The sequence below is a fragment of the Staphylococcus sp. 17KM0847 genome (assembly GCF_013463155.1).
In the GTDB taxonomy this organism is placed as follows: Bacteria; Bacillota; Bacilli; order Staphylococcales; family Staphylococcaceae; genus Staphylococcus.
The window spans coordinates 1,771,650-1,796,716 of the sequence record NZ_CP040781.1; the positions used below are offsets into that span (position 1 = coordinate 1,771,650).

General features: G+C 37.7%; 23 protein-coding genes. 10 read left to right on the plus strand and 13 right to left on the minus strand.

Annotation, left to right across the window (positions count from 1 at the left end):
• Window positions 1–113 precede the first annotated feature (113 nt).
• The 5 genes from FGL66_RS08775 (at window position 114) to scdA (ending at window position 3,957) form a co-directional block, all read left to right on the plus strand.
• Window positions 114–863 carry an amino acid ABC transporter ATP-binding protein gene (locus FGL66_RS08775; RefSeq protein WP_180809437.1) on the plus strand — a complete coding sequence of 250 codons (750 nt, stop codon included), beginning with the start codon at window positions 114–116 and terminating at the stop codon, window positions 861–863.
• Window positions 863–1,717, plus strand: a complete 855-nt coding sequence (locus tag FGL66_RS08780; protein ID WP_180810511.1) for a transporter substrate-binding domain-containing protein — start codon at window positions 863–865, stop codon at window positions 1,715–1,717. Before FGL66_RS08775 ends, FGL66_RS08780 begins: the two co-directional genes overlap by 1 nt.
• On the plus strand, window positions 1,707–2,387 hold the full coding sequence (locus FGL66_RS08785; RefSeq protein WP_180809438.1) for an amino acid ABC transporter permease: 681 nt from the start codon (window positions 1,707–1,709) through the stop codon (window positions 2,385–2,387). Before FGL66_RS08780 ends, FGL66_RS08785 begins: the two co-directional genes overlap by 11 nt.
• Before the next feature lie 15 nt (window positions 2,388–2,402).
• Complete coding sequence (locus FGL66_RS08790; RefSeq protein WP_180809439.1) at window positions 2,403–3,092, plus strand: amino acid ABC transporter permease; 690 nt, start codon at window positions 2,403–2,405, stop codon at window positions 3,090–3,092.
• Between the two features lie 190 nt (window positions 3,093–3,282).
• Window positions 3,283–3,957: an iron-sulfur cluster repair di-iron protein ScdA gene (gene scdA, locus FGL66_RS08795; RefSeq protein ID WP_180809440.1), complete on the plus strand. Its 675-nt coding sequence runs from the start codon at window positions 3,283–3,285 to the stop codon at window positions 3,955–3,957.
• Window positions 3,958–4,151: 194 nt separating this feature from the next.
• Here the strand turns inward: scdA and FGL66_RS08800 are convergent, their stop codons facing one another.
• The 3 genes from FGL66_RS08800 to srtA all read right to left on the minus strand — a co-directional run bounded on the left by FGL66_RS08800 (window position 4,152) and on the right by srtA (window position 6,562).
• Complete coding sequence (locus FGL66_RS08800) at window positions 4,152–4,691, minus strand: LURP-one-related/scramblase family protein (protein ID WP_180809441.1); 540 nt, start codon at window positions 4,689–4,691, stop codon at window positions 4,152–4,154.
• Window positions 4,688–5,839, minus strand: coding sequence for a glycerate kinase family protein (locus FGL66_RS08805; protein WP_180809442.1), 1,152 nt, complete (start codon window positions 5,837–5,839; stop codon window positions 4,688–4,690). Before FGL66_RS08805 ends, FGL66_RS08800 begins: the two co-directional genes overlap by 4 nt.
• Window positions 5,840–5,968: 129 nt before the next feature.
• A complete protein-coding gene (gene srtA / locus FGL66_RS08810; RefSeq protein WP_180809443.1) occupies window positions 5,969–6,562 on the minus strand; it encodes a class A sortase SrtA in 594 nt (197 codons plus the stop codon).
• A 163-nt stretch (window positions 6,563–6,725) separates the two neighbouring features.
• Here srtA and FGL66_RS08815 point away from each other — a divergent pair, with 163 nt between their 5' ends.
• Window positions 6,726–7,280: a sugar O-acetyltransferase gene (locus tag FGL66_RS08815; protein WP_180809444.1), complete on the plus strand. Its 555-nt coding sequence runs from the start codon at window positions 6,726–6,728 to the stop codon at window positions 7,278–7,280.
• 72 nt (window positions 7,281–7,352) lie between these two features.
• On the opposite strand, the gene FGL66_RS08820 is transcribed toward FGL66_RS08815, so the two are convergent.
• Window positions 7,353–8,624 carry a pyruvate MFS transporter gene (locus tag FGL66_RS08820; RefSeq protein WP_180809445.1) on the minus strand — a complete coding sequence of 424 codons (1,272 nt, stop codon included), beginning with the start codon at window positions 8,622–8,624 and terminating at the stop codon, window positions 7,353–7,355.
• Window positions 8,625–9,088: 464 nt separating this feature from the next.
• Here FGL66_RS08820 and FGL66_RS08825 point away from each other — a divergent pair, with 464 nt between their 5' ends.
• A complete protein-coding gene (locus FGL66_RS08825; protein WP_180809446.1) occupies window positions 9,089–11,044 on the plus strand; it encodes a fructose-1,6-bisphosphatase in 1,956 nt (651 codons plus the stop codon).
• Window positions 11,045–11,370: 326 nt separating this feature from the next.
• Window positions 11,371–12,753, plus strand: coding sequence for an alanine/glycine:cation symporter family protein (locus tag FGL66_RS08830; RefSeq protein ID WP_180809447.1), 1,383 nt, complete (start codon window positions 11,371–11,373; stop codon window positions 12,751–12,753).
• A gap of 57 nt (window positions 12,754–12,810) precedes the next feature.
• Here the strand turns inward: FGL66_RS08830 and FGL66_RS08835 are convergent, their stop codons facing one another.
• A complete protein-coding gene (locus FGL66_RS08835) occupies window positions 12,811–14,592 on the minus strand; it encodes an ABC transporter ATP-binding protein (protein ID WP_180809448.1) in 1,782 nt (593 codons plus the stop codon).
• Window positions 14,573–16,366 (minus strand): ABC transporter ATP-binding protein, encoded by a 1,794-nt coding sequence (locus FGL66_RS08840; RefSeq protein WP_180809449.1) that lies wholly within the window; start codon window positions 16,364–16,366, stop codon window positions 14,573–14,575. The genes FGL66_RS08835 and FGL66_RS08840 overlap by 20 nt, the downstream gene beginning before the upstream one ends.
• 397 nt (window positions 16,367–16,763) lie before the next feature.
• Between FGL66_RS08840 and FGL66_RS08845 the strand changes: the two genes are divergently transcribed.
• Entirely contained in the window at window positions 16,764–17,192 is a 429-nt protein-coding gene (locus tag FGL66_RS08845) for a 6-pyruvoyl trahydropterin synthase family protein (RefSeq protein ID WP_180809450.1), read from the plus strand.
• Window positions 17,193–17,328: 136 nt separating this feature from the next.
• Here FGL66_RS08845 and trpA read toward each other — a convergent pair whose 3' ends face one another.
• From trpA to FGL66_RS08880, 7 genes are read right to left on the minus strand one after another with little or no spacing between them, the layout of a single operon-like run.
• A complete protein-coding gene (gene trpA / locus FGL66_RS08850) occupies window positions 17,329–18,066 on the minus strand; it encodes a tryptophan synthase subunit alpha (protein WP_180809451.1) in 738 nt (245 codons plus the stop codon).
• Window positions 18,059–19,276, minus strand: coding sequence for a tryptophan synthase subunit beta (trpB, locus tag FGL66_RS08855; protein WP_374757661.1), 1,218 nt, complete (start codon window positions 19,274–19,276; stop codon window positions 18,059–18,061). Before trpB ends, trpA begins: the two co-directional genes overlap by 8 nt.
• The gene (gene trpF / locus FGL66_RS08860) at window positions 19,276–19,905 is read right to left on the minus strand and encodes a phosphoribosylanthranilate isomerase (protein ID WP_180809452.1); all 630 of its coding nucleotides are present in this window, start codon (window positions 19,903–19,905) and stop codon (window positions 19,276–19,278) included. The genes trpB and trpF overlap by 1 nt, the downstream gene beginning before the upstream one ends.
• On the minus strand, window positions 19,896–20,693 hold the full coding sequence (gene trpC / locus FGL66_RS08865) for an indole-3-glycerol phosphate synthase TrpC (protein ID WP_180809453.1): 798 nt from the start codon (window positions 20,691–20,693) through the stop codon (window positions 19,896–19,898). Before trpC ends, trpF begins: the two co-directional genes overlap by 10 nt.
• Complete coding sequence (gene trpD, locus FGL66_RS08870) at window positions 20,690–21,691, minus strand: anthranilate phosphoribosyltransferase (RefSeq protein WP_180809454.1); 1,002 nt, start codon at window positions 21,689–21,691, stop codon at window positions 20,690–20,692. The genes trpC and trpD overlap by 4 nt, the downstream gene beginning before the upstream one ends.
• A complete protein-coding gene (locus tag FGL66_RS08875) occupies window positions 21,660–22,262 on the minus strand; it encodes an anthranilate synthase component II (RefSeq protein WP_180809455.1) in 603 nt (200 codons plus the stop codon). Before FGL66_RS08875 ends, trpD begins: the two co-directional genes overlap by 32 nt.
• Window positions 22,259–23,662 (minus strand): anthranilate synthase component I, encoded by a 1,404-nt coding sequence (locus FGL66_RS08880; protein ID WP_180809456.1) that lies wholly within the window; start codon window positions 23,660–23,662, stop codon window positions 22,259–22,261. Before FGL66_RS08880 ends, FGL66_RS08875 begins: the two co-directional genes overlap by 4 nt.
• A 604-nt stretch (window positions 23,663–24,266) precedes the next feature.
• On the opposite strand from FGL66_RS08880, the gene FGL66_RS08885 reads away from it, so the two are divergent.
• The gene (locus FGL66_RS08885; protein ID WP_180809457.1) at window positions 24,267–25,052 is read left to right on the plus strand and encodes a putative hydro-lyase; all 786 of its coding nucleotides are present in this window, start codon (window positions 24,267–24,269) and stop codon (window positions 25,050–25,052) included.
• The last annotated feature ends 15 nt before the right edge of the window (window positions 25,053–25,067 follow it).

Consider the following 25,067-nt stretch of genomic DNA (forward strand, 5'->3'; position numbering starts at 1 on the left):
AACCCTTATTATACTTTCTGTCGTATGATGTCTTTTCAAAATAATTTTCATAAATTCCGACTTTACCGATATGTTTTTGTGTGGTAGTTTATTTTCAAAGGGAGGAATTGTATATGTTAGAAGTTAGAAACTTACATCAACACTACCATCAAAAAACGGTACTTAAAGATATTTCATTTACACAACAAAAGGGAACTGTTACAGCGATTATCGGTCCGAGCGGCTCTGGTAAGACCACACTTTTGCGGACACTTAATGCACTAGTTCAACCTCAACGCGGAACACTTACAATTCATAATGTCACTGTTGACTTTGAACATGTCACCAAACAAAAAATTAAACAATTACGTCAACAATCTGCAATGGTCTTTCAAAACTATAACCTTTTCAGCAATAAAACCGCTTTAGAAAATATTACAGAGGGGTTAATTTATGGACAAAAATATAACAAAAAAGAAGCTGAAAAAGTGGCTTACGAACTACTAAAAGAAGTCAATTTAACAGAACATGCGCATCACTATCCTATTCAGTTATCTGGCGGACAGAGTCAGCGTATCGGCATTGTTCGAGCACTCGCACTTAATCCAAATTTATTACTATTGGACGAACCTACATCTGCACTTGACCCCGAATCTGTATCGGGCATTTTGCAACTCATCCAAAAGATTGCACAACGTGGGATGACGATGACTTTAGTCACACATGAGATCCAATTTGCAGAAGCCGTTGCGGATCAAATTATTTTTGTTGATAAAGGTGAAATTCTTGTACAAGGTACACCTGAATACGTTTTACATAGCCGCCCACATCCTCGACTTCGACAATTTTTAGAACAAGTCGATACAAAGCAGGTGATGTTATGATGAAACGCAGCTTACAAGTTGTTCTATTGCTGGGCATTGTACTCCTACTTGCCAGTTGTCAACACCACACCTCTTCAAACTCAAGCAATAAAAAAGTGGTTAAAGTTGCGTTATCTGCTGAAATTAATCCACCTTATCTTTATACAGATGAAAATAACGAATTTGTCGGCTTGGATATGGATTACATGAGACTGTTAGAGAAAAAATTACCACAATATGATTTTCAATATGAAATCGGTGAAGAAGAGGCAAACCTCGTAGGTATTGGTGCAGGTAAGTTTGATATGGGGATTAACTGGTTTTTTAAAACACCTGAACGTGAAAAAAAGTTTTTATATCAAGATGAGCCATATAGTTATTCGCTTACAATGCTTGCTGTGCATAAAGATAACAACACTATTCATGGGTTAGATGATATGACGACACGTCGGCTTACACCTATGGCTCCGAGCGGTGGATTATACTCGATATTATCACGTTATAACGACACACACGACCAAAAGATTCCAATTGATACCATCCACTCTCCCTCAAATGGCGATAACTTAGAAATGATTGATCAAAAGCGTCGAGATGCTATGTTTATCAACTGGAACACATACACTGCTATCCAAAAAGAACTCAATCAAGAGGTCAAAATCGGTAGTATTGTTTCCAAAGAACCTTTACATATCGTTTATAATAAGCACAATCAACAACTTCATGATGATATCGACCGAGCGACGAAAGTACTTAAAGAAGAGGGGCAACTTCAAAAACTTTCTCGTAAATATTTTGATATTGATATTTATCAAGACCTAGATACAATCAACGACAATAAAAATGCCTTGGAGGTGCAAAAGAATGCAAATTGATTGGTTTCATCTATTTGATCAAGTTTTACAACAACTTCCTATTACACTATTCATGATAGGAACTGCACTTGTTTTTGCTTTGATTTTAGGGTTTCTGCTCGCTATTATACGCATTCGACGCACACCGATATTAAATACACTGGTCCGTATCTTTTTATCATTTAGTCGAAGTACGCCTTTAATTTTACAGCTCTTCTTAGTTTACTTTGCATTACCACAACTCTTACTTTTTGTAGGCATTGATATCAATCACTTGAGCAGGCTCTTTTTTGCTATTCTTGCATTCACCTTGCACAGTGGTGCGTATTTATCTGAAGTTATCCGTGCCGGCTATCAATCGGTTCCTCATGCTCAAATCGAAGCCGGACTGACAGTCGGGATGTCCTATCCACAAATTATTCGGCGCATTATTTTACCACAATCTTTACGCAATAGTCTGCCGAACTTAACGACACAGATCATCGAACTGATTAAAGATACATCGCTTGCATTTACTATCGGTATTATCGATATGATGGGACAAGTCCAGCTTATCATTGACAATAACTATGGGCTAGGTATGTTAGAAGTATATGTTGTAATATCTATCATCTACTGGGGGTTATCTTTAATTGTTCAAGGCGTATTATTCTATGTCTCACACCGCACCAGTCGTCCCTACCAAGTATAGAGAGGAGTACACATCATGCAATTTATCATCGACACATTTATAGAAGTCTTAAAAGGTATCCCCTACACATTATCTATTGTTTTAATTGCAATGATAACGGGACTGATTATCGGGAGTATCTTTGCAATGATTCAAGTCAAAAGAATCCCGATCTTATATCAGATTGTTATTGTTTATAATTCATTTATGCGTAGTACACCACTTATCGTACAACTGTTTATTTTTTATTATGGGCTTCCCACCCTCATTCTTACTTTGAATGCGACATTACATTGGCAACTCAATCCTGATATGTTCCATCCATTAGCAATCGCATTCATCGCATTTTCTTTACATGCCATTGCTTACTTATCTGAAAGCATTAAAGGGGGATTACGCTCTGTACCTATCTCACAATACGAAGCTGCTACAACAGTTGGCCTAAGCAAATGGCATATTTATTATCGTATTATTTTGCCACAAGCGTATGGCTATGCGCTTCCTAATATTGAAAACCAACTGATTATGCTTATTAAAGGAACTTCACTCGCCTTTGCTATTCAAATCCCAGAAATTATGGGGATCAGTACTATTATTGCCAACGAAGGCTATCGCTTTGTTGAAGTATATACTATTTCTGTAATCTTTTATTGGGGATTAGCTGTCATATTAGAATATATTTTTCATCGCCTTGAGTCACGTACAACACGCTATTTACACGCTTAATTGATACTATTTGTCTAAACCTTACCGGTATTATCTTTGCTTAATTATGTCTATATCGTGACTAAATGATATGAGAATGATAATCAATTAGTCACTTTCCCTAATCAAATTTAGCCATTTCCCTAATGTTCATCTTCTCACAAAGATATTATACTAGTGTTAACACTCATAAAGAGAAAGGATGTTCTAAATGATACAAGCAACTGAAAAAGTAGCAGATGTTGTAACGAAATATCCGAAAACAGCGGATGTCTTCCGTAAATATGGTATTGACTTTTGTTGTGGTGGACAAGTTTCTATCGATACAGCTGCTTCAGATAACAAACGTGTTGATATAGATACTTTATTACCTGAATTAGAAGAAGCAAGTAAAATCCAAGGAGAAGGCATTAACCCAAGCTATTTAGATGTTCCATCTCTAATCCAATATATTGAAGCACGCTATCACGAAACATTAAGAGAAGAGTTCAAACAGCTGACACCTTATGTGACAAAGTTAGCACGCGTTCATGGGCCAAATCATGCTTATTTAGTAGAACTCAAAGAACTGTATGATACTTTTAAATCTGGAATGTTAACACATACTGATGAAGAAGATACAGAAACTTTCCCTAAACTGATTAAGGCTCATAATGGGGAAACAGTCGAAGACCTTGACGCTGCCATTCAATCACTTGTAGACGATCACAACGGTACTGGTGAATTATTAGAAAAAATGCGCAAACTTACAAATGACTATCAACCACCTATGGAAGCATGTGGAACTTGGCGTCTAGTATATCATCGTCTTGAAGCACTAGAACAAGAAACACATGCACATGTACACCTTGAAAATCATGTACTTTTCCCAAAAGTACAACAATAATCCATAAATATTAGTAAGTCAGTCAAAATGATTCATCATATTTTCTACAATGATGCAGTCTACATTCCCTATCCTCAATAGACATTGTAGATTGCTCGACAAGAGGGTATGGTCATCCGTTCTTTTTAGTCGTTAAATACGGAAGACCATACCCTCTTAAATTTTTAATCATCTTCTCTCCGCCACACGATGATTTAATGCGCCGATTGACTCGCTCTCATCTTTAAATTTTCAAACGCAACTTGAAATAGAAGGATCAGCAACATATGTGAATGGTGCGTTGTATCGATATTTAGATGATGCTCTGTTCTTATTTTGAAATAGCTCGATTTCGTTGTCATAACCTCGTGAGCGTCATGTAAATCCCTTACAGTCATATGATGTGACATGATACCCGTCTGCCATTTAAGATGATGACCCTTAAAGTCACTATATTTCAATTGCAAACGAAAAATGTTCATTTCTGTCTTAAAACATCCTATTTTTTTATGATTATGATACACATCCCAAGTCGGACGAAATAGACTTTTCCACCCTTTTTGATATTTGACATCATACAATTCTTGACCGTCTGTGATTTCAAATTCTTGTCTCATCGCTCGGAGCCAAGTCCCCAATATATGACCCTGCCTTTGCGTACGCATCATCATAACATTGTGCTCATTTTCATCGTAAATCGGGATTTCTTTAGTGGACATATTTCTAAAATGATCTTGATAATGATATCGCATCATATCCCTCCTCCTTGTAACAATTGATAAAACCGAGCCATATTGGCTGCCCAGCGCTTTAAAGCCTCTTGCCCTTCTGCTAGTGCCTCTTCCAATGAACTTGGACCTTTCGATAAGCTATATACTGCATCAATACCACAATCATACAATGCTTCGTAACCTTTGCCAATTGTACCGGCTACTGCAATAACGGGCTTATGATACTTTTTGGCAGCACGCGCTACGCCCAAGGGTGTCTTACCAAAAACCGTCTGCCCATCGATACATCCTTCCCCTGTAATAACCAAATCACAGTTCAACGCATAATGACTAAAATTCGTTGCTTCTAACACAATATCAATACCACTTCGCAAGTTAGCTGATAAACATGCGAGTAAAGCTGTTCCCAGTCCCCCTGCTGCTCCAGCTCCTGCTATATGTGCTACATTCTTTCCAAGTTGTTGTTGAATGACATCATGATACCGGGTCAAAGCAGCCTCCAATATAGGCGCTGTTTCTGAAGTTACACCTTTTTGTCGCCCATAAACAGCCGTCGCTCCATTGTCACCCAGCAATGGATTAGTTACATCACAAGCTACATCAAATGTGACATTGGCAATTCTTGGGTCTATATGAGTAATGTCGATATTAACAAGTTGTTGCAATGCTGCGCCACCAAAGGGAATTTCTTGTCCTTGTTTATCTTTTAATCGCACACCAAGTGCTTGTAAGAATCCCGCACCACCATCATTGGTCGCACTCCCACCTATTCCAAGAATAATATGTGAGACCCCCTGATTAAGTGCATCTCTCACAAGCTCTCCCGTACCATAGGTCGTTGTGCGTAATGGATCTCGTGTTTCTCGGGTTAATAAATCTATGCCTGACGCTGCTGCTGTTTCTATTACTGCTGTTTGTCCATGATTCACAAGACTGTACTGTGCTTGAATAGGATAACCTAATGGATTGGTTACTTCCACAGTAATACGTGTACCTCCTAATGCATCATGCAACGATTGGGTCGTTCCTTCTCCACCATCTGCCATAGGAATTTTATAATAAGACCACGATGTCCCTAAAACAGACTTCCATCCCTCTTCAATCGCCTGTGCTGCTTCCATCGCAGTCATACATCCTTTAAACGAGTCAGGTGCAATCAATAGTCTTTTCATTACTTATCCTCCTCTATAAAATGAATGACCCATCATCAAAAATTTTGATATTTAATCCTTCTAAAAATAGCATCCACTCACGTGACAACGCTCATGGATGCTATCTCTCATATTGATTAAAACCCTAGCTTAGGCCGCTTCTGCAACATAAATACTACGTTTTAACCATTGTCCTGTATCCGGATCAAAGTCATCACACGTAATTAATGTTAATTGATCCTTATCTTTTTTCATTTCTTCTAATACTTCAACTTGGCTTGGATCTACATCTTTAATCGATGTAATCTTATACTTTCGCGTTTCGCTCCCCACTGTAAACGTCACCTTATCTCCTTTTTTCGCCTTATGTAAATCTGTAAATTGATTATAGAGGTTATAATCTGTATGACCTGCAATCGAAATATTTTGGTCTGTCAAAGACTCCTCTTCTTCTGCAAATGCTACACCTCTATCCAATTGTTCTGGCGTTGCTGGCCCAGGATACACGGCTTCTTCAATGTTCACAGAAGGTATACGTAACACACCAACTACTTTAGATTTATCTTTAGGAACTTCCGTAACTTTATTGTCTTGCTTTTGTGATGTTTCATATTGCTCAATCTTTTCATCATTTTCGCGCTGTACAAAATAACTATCAATTTTAGGCTTAAATACTAAATATAGTCCCCCTATTATCAATGCAATACCCATAAGCGGAATAAATATTTTTTTTAACGTCTTCATCTTGTCCTTCCTTTTCACTCTAAAATATATATGCCTATTCTACCACAATACAGCAAAAGGCAATACAATTCATACCACTCATGATTAAGCCTAAGCACACTTCTTCAAGTACAAATATGTTAAACTCTAATTGAAATCCACTCACGTAAAGGAGCTCGCAATCATGACGGAAAAAGAAAAAATGTTATCAGGTCAACGCTATCAACCCAACGATGACACATTAGTAGCTGATCGGTCATACATAGAACAACAACTTCGTAAATTCCATACACTTGAAACAGCCTCAGAACGCCAAGGTTTTTTAAAACCCCTACTTGGAAAAACTGGAAAGTCTTTTACTTTTGTCCCACCTATACATATGGATTATGGCTTTAATATTCATTTAGGTGAAAATTTTTATGCCAATACCCACACAACATGGCTAGATGTTGCGCCCATTTATGTAGGTCATAATGTAAAAATCGGTCCGAATGTTCAGATTATCACAGTAAATCACCCTATTGATCCCATCGAGCGTCGAACAGGTGTAGAACAAGGGAAAAGTATTCATATTGAAGATGATGTTTGGATTGGTGCAGGCGCTATCCTTTTACCGGGGGTAACCATTGGTGAAGGAGCAACGGTTGCTGCCGGTAGCATTGTCACAAAAGACGTCGCACCCCAAACAGTAGTAGCCGGTAACCCTGCCAAATGTATAAAATCACTTTCCAATCTTTAACAAAAAATACGCCTTAAACATGCCATTCTCCAATGACGTGTTTAAGACGTATTTTTTATAAAGTTATTACTATTATGCTTTTGATTCGTCTCTAATAAGTGGCTGATCTGGTTTAACAAAGAACCATAATGCTACTGCAATTACTACTAAAATAAGCATTAAACGCAATGTTGTAGGCCAACCTACGATAGTTGCAAGATATCCTGCAATAATCGGACTTAACATTGCACCGATATTCCCCCATAAATTCATCCAACCTGATACTGTTCCTGAAAAATTACGCCCCAAGTCTGTCGCTGATGCCCAGCTCATTACCATAGATAAACCGACACCACCTAAACATAACGACATCCAGAAAATATTCATTACTAATGTATCAGCCATTACCGCGAAGTTTAGTGAAATACCAAAAACGATAAACCCAACAATTGCGATAGATGCACGTGCGATAAAACGTGATTTCCCTGCACTTAAAATTTTATCTGAAATTGCACCACCTGCCATGATCAAAATAAACATTAAGAACCATGGAATACCTGCAATTTTACTCATTGTTAAATTATCAATATGGAATGTTTCCATCAAATATGTAGGTAACCAAATTAAAAATAATGTAATTACAAATTGAACAATAAAATACTGCGCTGCAATTGCATAAAAACTAAAACGTGTGAAGAAAGTTCCCCAAGGTGCTGATGATTTATCAGTTGAAACAACATCACGATTTTCCATAATAAATTGTTTTTCTGCTTCATTTACCATTTTATGATGTTCAGGTAAATCTTTTGCAATGATTGCCCATAAAATTGCAATTAAGAAACCAATAAAACCAAAAATGTAAAATACTGCTTGCCAACCAAAAGTAGTGTAAATTGCAACCGTAATAAATGGCGCTAGAACTGGTCCAAAATATGAACCTGCTAATAACGCACTTGCAGCACGTCCTTTTTCATTTTTACTGAACCAATGTGTATTAAATACTGCATTGGATGGGTACATTGGTGCTTCCCCTACACCAAATAAGAAACGTACAAAATACAATAAACCATGATTTTTAACTAAACCTGTAAAGATAGTGAAGGCACTCCACCATACTAACGCAATGGTAAGCATTTTCTTAGGTCCAAACTTTTCAGCTAAAATTCCCGATGGGACTTGCATTAAGGCATAACCTAGTGAAAATAATGACGCTAATAAACCAAATTGCGTCTTTGTTAAATTTAAATCTTCCATCATTGGAACGGCAATATATGAGATATTCGCTCTATCCATATAAGCAATAACTCCAATAAGGAAAAACATTGCTGCAAACATCCAACGGATATTTGTTCTTTTTTGACTCATAATTTTAACCCCGCTTTCATTAGGTCATCAGATGACCTTTAAAACTAGCATTTAGAATATACCACAGCCCGAAAACGTTTACAAGAAAATTTTAAATTGATATAATAGTATTTTTGCATTGTGCAAAATATCACAATAAAACTACTATCATGCTCAATCTTTCAATGCTTTCATTCGTTTTACAAACTGTGTGGTTTATACAAAATTATATTATTGTAAAATAGCATCGACTCTATAACTACTTCTAATACAATTCCTATCAATATGTGAATATGCACAGTCTTTTTAATGTTACGTTTTTCTTTCAGTCATTCTATATTTTCAATTACTCGGCCGCTTTTTAATTTTAACGTGTTAGACCTAAATTGTTCGAAATATGTTAATTCACCCGAAAGACAGAATGTGGTTTAATAGAGGTGGAAGCGCTTAAAATACATAAAATAATTATAAGAGGTGTCAACACCATGCATTCAGCAAAAGAAACAGAACTTAAAAAGCAATATCTCGACTTGCTCGCTGAAAAGTATGATTCAGAAGAAAAGGTTGCAACCGAACTGATTAGTCTTGCATCTATTTTAGAACTCCCCAAGGGAACAGAACATTTTGTCAGTGACTTACATGGCGAATATCATGCATTTCAACACGTATTGCGCAATGGTTCTGGAAATATTCAATCCAAAATCCATGATATTTTTGATGAGCGACTCTCCCATGATGACATCAATGAGCTCATCGCTTTAGTCTATTACCCTGAAGATAAAATCAAGCGTATTAAAGCAAACTTTATGTCTAAAGATGCGCGTAATCAGTGGTATGAAGATACGATTAAACAACTTCTCGAACTCGTTACGTACACATCATCTAAATACACACGTTCTAAACTGAGAAAAGCTCTACCTGAACAATATGTATTTATTATTGAAGAATTACTGTATAAGACGAATCGCTATAATAATAAAAGTAATTATTACTCTACTATTATTCATCAAGTGATTGATCTCAATCAGGCTGACAAACTGATTACCGGACTGTCTAATACCATTCAACGCCTTGTTGTCGATCATTTACATGTTGTGGGCGATATTTATGATCGTGGTCCACATCCTGATAAAATCATGGACACATTAATCGACTATCATTCCGTTGATATTCAATGGGGCAATCACGATGTACTATGGATGGGTGCATATTCAGGTTCTAAAGTTTGTCTTGCTAATTTACTACGCATTTGTGCGCGCTATGACAATTTAGATATTATTGAAGATGCATATGGCATTAATTTACGTCCATTGCTGACTCTAGCAGAGAAGTATTATGATGATAATCCAGCTTTTCGTCCTAAAAAACATCCAGAGAAAACACCGTCTGCTTCAGAACAGTTACAGATTACAAAGATTCATCAAGCCATTGCGATAATTCAGTTCAAGCTTGAAGCACCTATTATTAAGCGTCGTCCCGAATTTGAAATGTCTTCACGCCTACTCCTTGATACAGTAGATTATCGCAATCAGACATTAAATATCAATGGTACTGTTTACAATTTAGAAAACACTTGCTTCAAAACTGTTGATCCGCGCAATCCCACTGCTTTGTTAGAAGAAGAACAAGAAGTGATTGACCGTCTGCTCATTGCTTTTCAAGAGTCAGAAAAGTTACGTCGTCATATTGACTTTTTAATGAAAAAAGGAAACTTATATTTACGCTACAACGGTAACTTATTAATTCATGGCTGCATTCCAGTAGATGAAACAGGAAAAATGGAAGGTATGGTGATCGACGGGGAGTATGCTGCTGGTCGTGAATTGATCGATGTATTTGAAACCCATGTTCGTTATGCCTACGAACATCTTGATGAACAAGACGATATCTCAACTGACCTCGTATGGTATTTATGGACAGGTAAATACTCTTCACTCTTCGGAAAGCGTGCTATGACAACATTTGAACGCTATTTTATTAAAGATAAAACAACACACAAGGAAGAAAAAAATCCATATTATCATTTACGTGAACAAGAAGAATATGTGAAATATATGCTAGAAGAATTTGATATGGATCCCGAGCAAGGTCGTATTATTAATGGACATACCCCTGTCAAAGAACGTGATGGTGAAGACCCTATCAAAGCAAATGGTAAAATGCTTGTGATAGACGGTGGCTTTTCAAAAGCTTACCAGTCCACTACTGGTATTGCTGGCTATACACTACTCTACAATTCGTTCGGTATGCAACTGGTCGCTCATCAAGAATTCAATTCCAAAGAAAATGTTTTAGAGACAGGTGAAGATGAACTTTCTGTTCGTCGTGTTGTGGATGAAGAATTAGAACGTAAGTTAATTCGTGATACAAATAAAGGACTTGAGCTACAAAAAGAAATCGATATGCTTAAAGCGTTAATGACATATCGTTATATGAAATAGATACTAAAATTAAATATTGGCAATAGCAGTTTGGATTCAAGGTGATATCATACAATCCGACTGTCTATTGCCTTTTTAATTATTAAGAATATATTGTGTTATCTCCACAAAACATAAATATGTCTCATTCTCTAATTTTTGTTAATTTCTTTAGTTTTAAGTAGATTTTTAGTGTTGAAAGATGTAAAATTTTATAGTGCGATTTTCAAACCTATTAAAACATCGCATCATTTCATAAATAAGCGATGATTTTACATTCTTTTGATATGTGTAATATAATAATGAAAGCGTTTACTTATGAAGTGAATAAACTGGAGGGGTTATGTGTGTTAGAAATCCTAGAAAAAATTAATGGGCTCTTATGGGGGGCACCAAGTTTAATTTTATTATCAGGGACAGGATTATTTTTAACATTTGTTCTGAAAGGAATGCAGTTTACTAAGTTATTACATGCATTTAAACTGGCTTTTATTCCTGACAAAAAAGATGCTGAAAGCGAAGGAGATATTAGTAACTTTAAAGCATTAATGACATCACTTGCCGGTATGATTGGAAATGGGAACATCGCAGGGGTAGCGACTGCAGTGACGCTAGGTGGTCCCGGAGCAGTCTTCTGGATGTGGGTTGTTGGCTTACTCGGCATGACAACAAAATACGCCGAAGCCCTACTTGCGATGAAATATCGTGAACAAAATGCGAATGGTGAATATTCGAGTGGTCCGATGTACTACATAGAAAAAGGATTGGGGCAACGATTTAAATTTTTAGCTGTTGCCTTTGCAATGTTTGGCGCATTTGCAGCATTGGGCATCGGCAATAGCGTACAATCTAATACAATCGCCGATGTCATGACTAATTCATTCAATGTCAGTGGCTTTATTACAGGTATTATTTTAGCTATTTTAATCTCACTCATTATTTTCGGTGGGTTGAAACGTATCAGTAACGTAGCAGGGGTTTTCGTACCTATGATGGCTATTTTCTATATCGGGGCAGCTGTTACAATTATTATTATCAACTATGACAAAATCATTCCAGCATTTGGATTGATTTTCCAATATGCATTCACACCTGTATCTGCTGCAGGCGGTTTTACAGGCATTATGGTAATGCAAGCTGTACAAAATGGTGTATCAAAAGGGATCTTTTCAAACGAAGCCGGACTCGGTACAGTTGCACTTATTTCAGGTAATGCCAAATCAGGTCATCCTGCGATTCAAGCACTTGTCGCTATGACAGGTACATTTATTGTAACGATCGTCGTGTGTACAATGACTGCCCTCGTATTACTTGTAACAGGTTTCTGGGATCCAACAGGCGGCTTATTATCTGGCGTTCAACATGATCCTAATTTAGAAGCTGGCGCATTAACAAGTGTTGCATTTGGTTCAAGCCTCGGTACACTGGGTGAGTATGTCGTATCACTCTCTGTTATCTTCTTTGGCTTTTCAACAATTATCGCTTGGTTTGTATATGGTGCAAAATGTTTCGAATATCTATTCGGTGTGAAGTATGTTATGCTTTACGGCGTTGTTTATGTTGCTGCAACTTTTATTGGCACAGTGGCAGACTTACGTACAGTATGGCTCTTTGCAGATACAGCCAATGCTATGATGATGATTCCAAACTTAATTGGTATTTTACTATTGTATAAAGTCATCCGAAAAGAAACTGATGATTACTTCAAACCCTCTACACGTAGAGCATAATATTTCAAATCTAAAAAGCGTTATAACGAGCTTTTACACGACTCGTTATAACGCTTTTTATTCTCCTTTAAGTTGAAGTTGATAAAGGTTATAATAAATGCCTTTTTGTTCAATCAATGTTTGATGTGTTCCGCGTTCTGCAATCATCCCTTTATTAAGTACTAAAATTTCATCAGCATCTTGAATGGTTGACAGTCGATGTGCAATGGCTAAAGTTGTACGACCATGACGCATTTTAGCAAGTGAGCGCTGAATGGCCTCTTCTGTTTCAGAATCAATATTCGCTGTTGCTTCATCTAATATTAATATTTTAGGATTCATTGCCATTGTACGTGCAAACGCAATCAATTGCCGTTGTCCACTAGAAAACGCACGTCCCTGTTCGATGACTTGATGTTCATAACCATCTGGCAAATGCATAATAAAGTCATGTGCATGCACAAACTTTGCTGCCGCTTGAACCTGTTCAAACGTCATCGTTGGATGGTATAAACGAATATTAGATGCTACTGTGCCATAAAAAATAAATGGATCTTGTAAAACGAGACCAATACGCTGTTTTAATGTTTCATGTGTATACTGTTTAATAGACCGACCATCAATTAAAATATCACCACGTTCAAATTCATAAAAACGCATAAACAGATTGGCTATTGTACTTTTTCCTGACCCTGTATGCCCTACTAGTGCTATCGTTTGACCAGGTTCAGCCGTAAATGAAATATCATGGAGTACGTCATATTCACCATCGTAACTAAAGCTAACATTTTGGAAAGTTATACGCCCTTCTCGAATGTCTACACCCGCTACTTCCTGCTGTAAAGGTGCTACTGTATCGTTATCCATCATTTTAAATACACGACTTGCTGATACAATAGCTTGTTGAAAGATATTTAAATTTTGACTGACTTGATTAATCGGTTCAAAAAAGCGCTGCATATATTGAATAAACGCATAAATAACACCCGCTGTTACCGTTTCACTAAAGCTTAAAATCCCAAAATACGCTAAAATCATCACTGTTGCAAATGTAGACAGCATTGTCATAGCTGGACGTAACATTAAGCTATCCAAGCGAATCGTTTTTATAGACTGCTGATAGTGACTCTCGTTAATCTCTTTAAACTCCTGTCTCAAACGTTGTTGTTGATTGAAAACTTGAATGATTTTCATACCTTCAATCGACTCCGCTAACTTAGCATTTAAATCAGAGAGTCGTTGGCGTGTTGCATTAAAATATATAGAAGCCCACTTACGATATAGTGCTAATACACCTATGATTAATGGTACAAATATTAATGCAAAAAACGCGACCCTTATATCAAGAATAAACATCATCACAAAACTTGCAATAATCATAAAAAACGCTTGTAAAAATGATGTTAACACGCCTGTAAACATTTCAATAATTGCTTCAGTATCATTCGTTAAACGTGAGACAATACTGCCACTCGGTGTTTGATCAAAAAAAGCCATTCCAAGTTGTGTAATATCATGAAATGCATCAATTCGAAGTTGCTGTATCACTTTTAATGCAAGATATTCTAAATAATATATACTCAAATATGTTGTCAAAGCACCTACGATTTGAATCACAACAAATGCTACAAAAAGTCCTACCACTTGTTCATTAGATATCGTTTGATTGAGTAAATACTCATCGATAAACACCTTAACTATATATGGGATACTCATACTTGCTGCAATAGAAATCACCAAAGTCGTCAATGCAATAACAATCAGCTTTTTAAAGGGGAAAGCATAGCGTAGTAAGCGCCACAAAACATATACTTGTTCTTTCGCTGTCAACTGTAATACATCATTCGAATGTTTTGCCATATTGACGCCCCCTCTCTACTTGTTGCGTTAAGCTTTGTTGATAATGATCCTGCATTGCTTGAGCATGGAATGTCTCTGCATACCATCCCTTCTCTTCAAGTAATGTTTCATGTGTGCCTCTCTCAACAATCGTCCCATTTTTCATCACAATAATTAAATCCGCATGCATCACAGCACTCATGCGATGCGCTGTAATAATATTTGTCTTACCATTCCGTTCACGCTTCAAATTTTTCAAAATGGCTGCTTCTGTTTGAGCATCGACTGCTGACAATGAATCATCTAAAATGAGTACTTCTGGTGACTTGATTAACGCTCTTGCAATAGAAATACGCTGTTTTTGTCCACCAGATAATGATACCCCTCGCTCACCTACAACCGTTTCATACCCATGAGGAAGTGCCATAATATCACTATGAATTTGACTTATTCGACTCGCTTCATATAGTATTTCGTCTGAACACTTTGGATCTCCAAATGCGATGTTTTCACGAATTGTTGATGAAAATAAAAAGTGATCTTGTGGTACGTAACCAAACTGTGCTCGCAATGTATCGATGGGATATTCACGAATTGCTCGCTCCCCATATTGAATATCTTCTGGACGCATCGTATCGAATTCGCGAAGTAATAACCGAATCAATAAACTTTTCCCTGAACCTGTACTGCCAACAATTCCTACTGTCATACCCTGCTTCACTTCAAAAACAACCTCATGCAACCTTGCTTCAGTATCATCTTCAAAACGAAATACACCCATATTAAACGTAATATGACCTGTTGGAGCAACATCTGTTTTTGCTTCTGTATCTACATCATCTTCGACACTTTCAATCTGACGAATACGCTCATAAGATGCATTGCCTCGCTGTATAATATTAAAGAAAAAGCCTAACGCTAATAATGGCCATACTAGCATACTTAAATACGTCGTAAAGGTCACAAGCCCTCCAATAGTCACCTCTCCCTGCATCGTCATCATCGCGCCAAATATCATGCTTAATAAATAACTTGCACCTAATACCAGTTGAATAGTCGGATCGAATAACGCATCAATCTTAGCCACTTTCATATTTTTTGCAACAACGCGATCACTTAATTGGCGAAAATCTTCTTCATCTTCCAGTTCATAACCAAATGATTTCGTCACTTTGATTCCTGAAATGCTTTCTTGTGTTTTGTCATTCAGTTGGCTGAACGCTGCTTGTGCTTTTTTAAACGTTTTATGCAGTAATCGCCCATAATAGTTGGTCGCTATCACCAAAATAGGTAATGGGAGTATTGCGATCAATGTGAGTTTCACGCTCACTGTCGTCGCCATCATGATTAACGTCATTCCACCTGTAATGAGTGCATCACTAATCGTGATAACACCAACACCTGCCGTACTTTGAACTGCTCGAATATCGTTCGTTGCATGTGCCATTAAGTCGCCTGTACGATATTTTTGATAAAAAGACGGACTCATATATGTATATTTAGAATATAGACGCTCACGTAAAATACGCCCCAACTTTGCACTTGCACCAAACAGCTGCATCCGAGATATAAAACGCAATACATAAATAACGATACCTAAGCTGGCAATCATTAATAAATATAAGGTAAGCAGCTTCGGTGTCAACGTACCATCTGTAATATGATCGATCACCGCTCCAATAATTTGTGGTGGGATTAAGCTACAAAAAGTTGTGATGACCAGTGCAATGAGCGCAATCATATAACGCCACTTCTCTCGCTTAAAAAACCAAGCTAACTCTCTAAAGACTTTCATACAATCCCCACGCTTCCTCTCAGTATTTAGGAATAAAACACCTCGCCTTAACTCATCAACAATGATATCTATAAAACGCATTCACCATTACGAAACAGCTTAAAAAATGATTTGTTCAGATAGACTTCTTTCGCTTTCAAGCGACTAAAATCATACTGTCTCATTCCTTCTAAAAGTTAACACTTATAAACTATAATATACAAATGCCATCAAGAGAAAAAGCGTTTTACTCACGCTCTACAACATCAATCAGCAAATACCGACCGATCACTTTGAAACATTCGATTATTCAACCAGATCTCCCATTTCCACTTAGTACACCATATATCTTCTATTATTTTTAACTTCAAAATATCTTATGTTAAGCTTATAAAAAAGAAAGAAAAGAGGAATGTTTATGTCTCGATTTTCTCATCTCCATCCCCCTACAACATATGCCTGTCATCATAAAACGCTTATCGTCTTAAAACATTTTACGTTTGTATGTGATAATCGTATTTATTTCTCAGATGATCACTATATCGACTTAGAAGATCATCCGTACACATTAGATATTGAACTCTATGCTACAACAGATACGCAAGGCATTGCTGTGGACTTCCATCAAATCGATCAAATCTACCATCAATATCTCGAACCTTTACTCGAAGGACAACTCCTGAATGATACATTACCTGTTATGAATACAACTGCAGAAAATATTGCTTATTGGGCTTGGTTACGCTTTGAAAAATATTTGCCCCAAGTCGTACAACTCAACACGCTTACACTCTATGAAATACCTGAACAGGGCATTAAATTAACACGCAGTATTATGGCACAATAAGTAGAAAATAAAGATGAAGTCGAATATATGTTAACCCCTTTGAAAGTGTATCGCACACAATATAGAGTGATGAGGTTGAAAATAGAGTTATTATCCTTTTTCAACCTCATCACTTTCTAAGTCATACTATAAAATTTTATGATTGAATACGATCTAAAGTTTGGCGAATGGTTTGTAAGTAGTGTAATACTTCTTCTCGTGATTGCTCCTCCAAGCGCTGTACAATCTCACTACCAATAATCACACCATCCGCAAATGGAGCCAGCTGTTCAATATGTTCTGGTGTTCGAATACCGAATCCTGTAAATACTGGTACGTTACTACAACGACGAATACGCTGTATCTTCGCTTGTAGTTCTGGATGAAACGCTCCATTTTGTCCTGTAATTTGATTCATTGTCACGGTATAAATAAACCCTTCTGCTTCACGTGCAATCTGTTCACTACGTGTTTGTTCAGCTGTCATTGCAATTAATGAAATAAACTTTAATTTTCTATCTGGATAGCGTGCTTTCATATCTGCAATATATTCCGCTGGCATATCTGGAATAATCAAACCATAGACTCCTGCTTGTTCGGCATCATGAATAAATGCCGCTTCTCCATATGTTTCAATAGTATGCATATAAGTCATCAATAAATAGTTGACTTGCAATTGATGTTGTTGCGCATTCAACTCCGATAAAATACGCTTTGCAGTCATTCCTTGTTGAATTGCACGTTGCCCGGCTGACATAATGACAGGTCCATCCGCAACTGGATCTGAAAAGGGGATACCAATTTCAACATAATCAACACCTGCTTGTTCTAAAAGTTTAAGATGTGCTACAAAATCAGTATCTCCCATAATATAAGCTACAAATTGTTTACTCATATGTTTTATCCTCCTGTTCGCTCATATATGTTCGAATCGTCTCCATATCTTTATCACCACGTCCTGAGACAGTAACAACAATAATCTCATCTGATTGCATTTGTGGTGCAAGTTTCTCAACATAGCTGATTGCATGTGCGCTTTCAATCGCGGGAATAATTCCTTCTGCTCTCGAAAAGCGAACCAGAGCTTGCATCGCTTCATCATCTGTTGCAGCAACATAATCGACACGACCAATATCATGATAATAGCTATGTTCAGGACCCACACCCGGATAATCTAAACCTGCCGAAATCGAATGTGCCTGTGCAATTTGATGTTGCTCATCCTGTATAATAAACATCTTAGAACCGTGCAATATCCCTACATCACCACAGTTGAGTGCTAATGCGTGTCGTTGAGTATTTTCACCCTCTCCTGCCGCTTCTACACCATACAGCTTGACACCTTCATCCTCGATAAATGGATAAAACGTACCAATTGCATTGGATCCTCCACCGATACATGCGACAACTGCATCAGGCAGACATCCTTCCTTTTCTGCAACTTGTTCTTTAATCTCATCGCCAATAACACGTTGAAAATCACGGACTATCGTTGGAAAAGGATCTGGCCCTAATGCCGAACCTAATAAATAGTGTGTATCCTCAACATGTGCCACCCAGTATTGTAGAGCTTTATTCACCGCATCTGATAACGTACCTTGACCATCTGTTACAGGGATAACTTTGGCACCGAGTAACTCCATTCGAAAAACATTCAATTGTTGACGTCTGATATCTTCTTCGCCCATAAAGACAACCAACTCCATATCGAACAGTGCTGCTACTGTTGCACTTGCTACACCATGTTGCCCAGCTCCTGTTTCCGCAACAAGCTTTTTCTTGCCCATACGTTGTGCTAATAAAGCTTGTCCTAACGCATTGTTGATTTTATGTGCACCTGTATGATTTAAGTCTTCACGTTTTAAATATATCTTGGCGCCTCCCAATTGTTTGGTCAGTGTTTCTGCGTATGTTAGCGGGGATTGACGCCCCACATAGTCTTTCAAATAACGATGATATAACGCTTGAAATGCCTCATCTTTCTTCGCTATTTCATAGGCTTCTTTTAACTCTAAAATGGCTGGCATCAATGTTTCAGGAACATAACGTCCACCGTATTGTCCGAAAAAACCATTGTGATCTGCTTCTAACTGAATTTTTGTCATTATAAATCTCCTCTCAAATACTGACTCATCTGTAACATTTTTTTGTATGATTTCTGACCTTTTTCTTTATCTTCAATACCACTTGCGATATCAACACCCCATACCTTAGGCAAATAACACATCAGTTTGGGGAGCGTTTCATCATTCAATCCTCCAGCTATTATCATCTTCTCCATTGATATATCCGCTAATAAATTCCAATCAAAAGGCGTTCCCGCACCACCATAATGTTGCGAAGGCGTATCAATCAATAGAACGTCCACATAGTCAATGTACTGTCTAATCTGCCTCACAATATAATCATCCGCCCTGAGTGCTTTAATTATCTTGACTCCTGGATGTTTCAGGCGCAAAGATTGTATATACGCCACAGATTCATCTCCGTGTAATTGTAAGGTGTTAACTGCCGTATGATACAGTAAGTGGGACACACGACTTAACGGCATATTGACGACCACAGCAACACGGTCGATATATTCAGGGACATATGCTGCTAGCTTTTGTACTGTCGACATCTCCGCATAGCGTTCACTTTTCGGATACATCACAAAACCAATTGCATTAATCGGACACGTACATGCAGCTTCTACGTCTTGTTGTCGAGTAAATCCACAATATTTTATGTACATCTTCTTTTCTCCTTATAACCTCTCAAACTTTGTAGCGTCTCTGTTACATCAGATGCCTTCATCAAAGTTTCGCCCACTAATACACCATCAATACCTGCACATATGAGTGACTCGACATCTTCTGACGTACGAATACCACTTTCAGAAATATAATGGACACCTTCTACATCTTGCTGTCCTGCTAATACCTTTACCGTATGTTGAACATCTGTCTGGAATGTACGCAAATCCCGATTGTTCACACCGATAAATGTAGGTCGTATGCGTAGCGCACGTGCTAATTCTTCTCTATCGTGTACCTCTACAATCACCTCTAACCCTTTGTGTCGCGCATATTGATATAAAGTTTCGAGTGCATCATCCGTTAATATATGTACGATCAATAAAATGATCGATGCACCGACATGATGCGCAACATCAATTTGCTTGTGATGAATGATAAAATCTTTGCACAATACAGGTAAGTGGGTATGCTGTGTTAATTCTGCTAAACGCTCAAAGCTCCCACCAAAATACCGCTCATCCGTTAAAATGGAAATAGCCGAAGCACCTGCCTCTGTATAGGCTGTCACTTGAGTCATCAGATCACGTGTAGGAATATCTGATACAGACGGACTTTTCGACTTGATTTCGGCAATAATATCTAAACGTTCATTTTGAGTTACGCTATCCACTAATGTACCTTTATGTTGTACAGATACACTCGGTAACCTTTGCAACAATTCATCATAATATCCCTCATTCAATAAGCTTTGTTTATAAGTAACAATATCGTCTAATATTGTCATACATTCACACCCTTACTCTGTTCATATTGTTGATAAGCTGCCCCACTATCAATAGTTTCTTCGGCCTTTTTGACTCCTTCTGCAATCGTATTTACACGTTGCGCAGCATAAAGTGCTAACCCTGCATTAAGGAGTATGACATCTCGACGACATGATCGATCTTCACCTTTTAAAATACTAAGTGTAATGCGCTTATTTTCTTCTGGAGTCCCTCCAATCAGTGCTTCATCATCTGCATAACGCAAGCCAACATCTTGTGCATTTAATGTATATGCATGAATACCGTGATTGCAGTCCACTTCCATAATTATGTTATCCCCTGATAAAGTGGCCTCGTCCATACCTTGTGCACCATGAACAACCAAAGCCCTTTTGCGTCCAAGTTGTAATAATGTTTGCGCAACAGTTGACATCTTAGATTCGTCATATACACCCATTACTTGATAATCTAGTTTAAAAGGATTAATAATGGGGCCGACAATATTAAAGATCGTTGGTACAGGCAAGTATCGTCGGATAGGCTGAATATGGCGCATAATTGGATATGTTTCTGCCGCACTTAAAAAGGCAAGATGTGTATCTGCTACTTGCCGTTCTACATCTACAACAAGTGTCGTCGGTACTTCTAATGCTTGTAATATATCAATACTTCCAGAACGAGATGTCACACTTTTATTACCATGTTTGATCACTGTTGCCCCAGCTGCAGCTACAACAAATGCAACAGTAGTAGAAATGTTAAAACTATTCGAACCATCTCCCCCTGTACCACACACGCATAGACTTTCAGGTAAATAGGGTTGTTCAGGATACATCATATGAATCAGCTTGTGACTTAAGCTGTACAATTCATTCGACGTCTCTCCTTTCATGGTGAATGCGGTTAATAATGCGACTTTATCCTCAACAGCTGCTGTTTCAGACAATAATAATTCTGTAAAACCTTGCATCTGTTGCATATCTAATTCATTTCGCTGCATTAATTGTTTGAGTAACATTGGAGTCACCCCTTTCCTCTTTAATAATCCGAATAAAGTTTGTAACTATATCTGCAACGTCTGAACTTGCAAATGACTCTGGATGATATTGCACACCAAAATGTAAAGACTGCTTGTGTTCAAAAGATTGAATACAGTCTGTGGTGCGTGATGTGACAACCAATGTGTCTGGCAATGATTCTCGCTGACACACGAGCGAATGGTATCGCATAATATCTGAATATTCTGATATATTATCGTAAAGTCTTGATGGATGCTCAAAAATAAGTTGATCTAGCTTACCATGTACGATACGTTCTCCCACTATGACATTGCCACCATAATAATGATATAAAGCTTGCGCACCTAAACAGATACCCAATATCGGAAGATGATGATAGTGCTTAATAATACGTGTTAGCGTATCATTATCATTAGGGTGACCGGGACCCGGAGATAATACAACAGCTTTAGGATGATAGGTCAACACATCTGGCGCATCAGGGTAAACAACGGCGACTTCATCATGTACTTGCAACAAATCTACAAGGTTATATGTAAAAGAATCATAATTATCAATAACAAGTATCATAACGTCACCTCCAATAAACTTTTAGCTTTCAATTCCGTTTCTTTGAGTTCTTTATCAGGTACAGAATCATAGACGACACCACATCCAGCTTCTACGCGGACATATGTTTCGTCAATTACCATTGTACGGATAGCCAGTGCTAAATCTAAATTATGATTGCAATTAATATAACCTACCCCTCCACTATATATCCCTCGCCTTACGGTTTGTTGCTCGTAAATGCGCTGTATGGCTCTTAACTTAGGTGCGCCTGAAACTGTTCCTGTTGGCAACAAACTTGCAATCACATCTATAGGTGAAAAGTCTGATGCTAAACGCCCTGTCACTTCGCTCACAATATGCATAACATGTTCATATCGTTCAATCGTCATCAACTTGGGAATTTTTAAAGATCCAGGCTGTGCTATTCTTAAAATATCATTGCGTCCTAAATCCACAAGCATACGGTGTTCACTCAATTCTTTCTCATCAGCTAACAGCGCCAATGCAAGTTGTTCATCTTCTGCTGAATCTTGACCACGTCTCGTCGTTCCAGCAATGGGATTGGTCATCACTTCTAAATTTTTAACTTTAACAAAACTTTCCGGAGAACTTCCTACTAAAATCTGTCCACCCATATTGACATAAAACAAGTATGGACTCGGATTTTTTCGCTTTAATCGTTGAAATAACTTAAATGTATAATCATTCAAATATTGACCAAAATGATGTTCATATTGATAAATACGAGATGGCACAACTTGAAACATATCCCCTTGTTGAATCAATGTTTTAAAGTCAGAAACATATTGCTTAAATGTTTCCTCATCAACAGACGTTGTAATGTGCTTTTCCGATAATGGTGCGATGACCGGCTGTTCAAACAAGATAACCGCTTGAAATTCATCTATCATCTGTTGTAAGCGTATTTCTAATTGTGACGATGTCTCATGAGAAAATAAGTTTGTCGCAATAACATAAACTTGTTCTTGATAATGATCAAATACATAAAGCGACTCAACCATATACAAATGCACATCTTCACCTTCGCCATCAATCTCATATTGTTGTAACACTGGATAAGCATGACGAACAAAATCAAAACCAAATCCTCCCATAAAACCTGATACAAAAGGTAATGCCGCAAGTTCTGGGTTTTCAATATGAACTTTCTTTTGGTTCACTACATTCTTCAGCGCATCAAAGGGACGATTGTTGATCACTTCTTTACATTCTGGTGTCACAATCGTCAACATCGCATCCGTCAATATAACCTCACCATAGGCATCAAAAGCTAACATCGAGTAGCGCCCCTTAGTTTGTGCTGTTGTCGCACTTTCAAATAATATTTTATGGGGTTTATGACGCGCTAATGTTTCGGGATTCACTGGCGCATCTAATATTTGATAACATACTTCCATTTTCCCATCCTCCTCATACATAAAAATAACCGCATATAAACTTCCTACACAAGGACGTTCATACGCGGTACCACCTCTTTTGATAGTTCAATCACTACCCACTCTTATCATCATTCGATTGGCTGCTTACAGATAAACCCATTTCATACTGAGCAGGTGCGAACTCTCATCAACCGTTCACTTTCTGATACTACCTTCACTCACTACTACTCCCTTTATCCTCACAGAAAATAACAAAAAACACCACATAACGCATAGTTAAGGACGCGTTACCGTGGTGCCACCTTAATTAACATGATTTACATGTTCACTTTAATCGCTCTATTTCACTTTTCTTACTCACGATTGCCCAATTCATCTTTGGCGTGTACTAACTTACATCTTCCGTTAGTTTTCTGAATGCTACACGTTACAAATACTACTCATCAATCGTCTTATTTTTTGATAATTCAAACTATACAAGTAAACATGTGATTTGTCAATATAATTTTGTAGAAATAGTATAAATTGTTTGAATCATTATGTCACTTCATTACATTGCACAGTGTTATTTTAAACTTTATACTTAATCTAACATTGATTTTAAACAAAGGGGCTGTCGAATATGAATCTTTCAACCTTAACACCTACTGAAGCACGTCGCATGATTCGTTATAAGGACATCACACAAGCTACCAGTGGCATTGCCCATGGCTTTATCCAAGCAAATGTCGTTATTTTGCCTGAGCGATATGCTTATGATTTTGTCAAGTTTTGTCATCGCAATCCGAAATCATGTCCACTCCTTGATATTTCTGAAACCGGCGCAACCTCTTTCCCAGATTTTGCACCACACGCAGATATACGCTATGATGTTGGGCGTTATCGTGTTTATCGATATGGGACATTTGTAGAGGAAATAGATCATATTGCCCATTTATACACTAAAGATATGGTTAGTTTTTTAATCGGTTGCAGCTTTTCATTTGAACACGCCTTACTCCAAGCTGGCATTCCAGTAAGGCATATCGAAGAAGGGCATAATGTCCCGATGTATGTCACTAACATCCCTACTAAACCAGCTGGTATTTTCCATGGTCCTGTCACCGTGAGTATGCGTCCAATGACACCTACACAGGCCATCCGAGCAACCGAAATCACAAATCATTATCGTGCAACACATGGGACGCCTATACATCTCGGTGACCCTCAAACAATCGGCATTGCAAACTTATCACAGCCTGACTTTGGAGAACCTGTAACTTTGCGAGAAGGTGAAGTTCCTGTCTTTTGGGGCTGTGGGGTAACACCTCAATCTGTTGCCTTACAAACCAAGCCCGAACTTGTCATCACCCATGCACCCGGACATATGTTTATTACAGACAAGCAAGAGATACATTTAAAAAATTAAAGAAGGGATCGACTT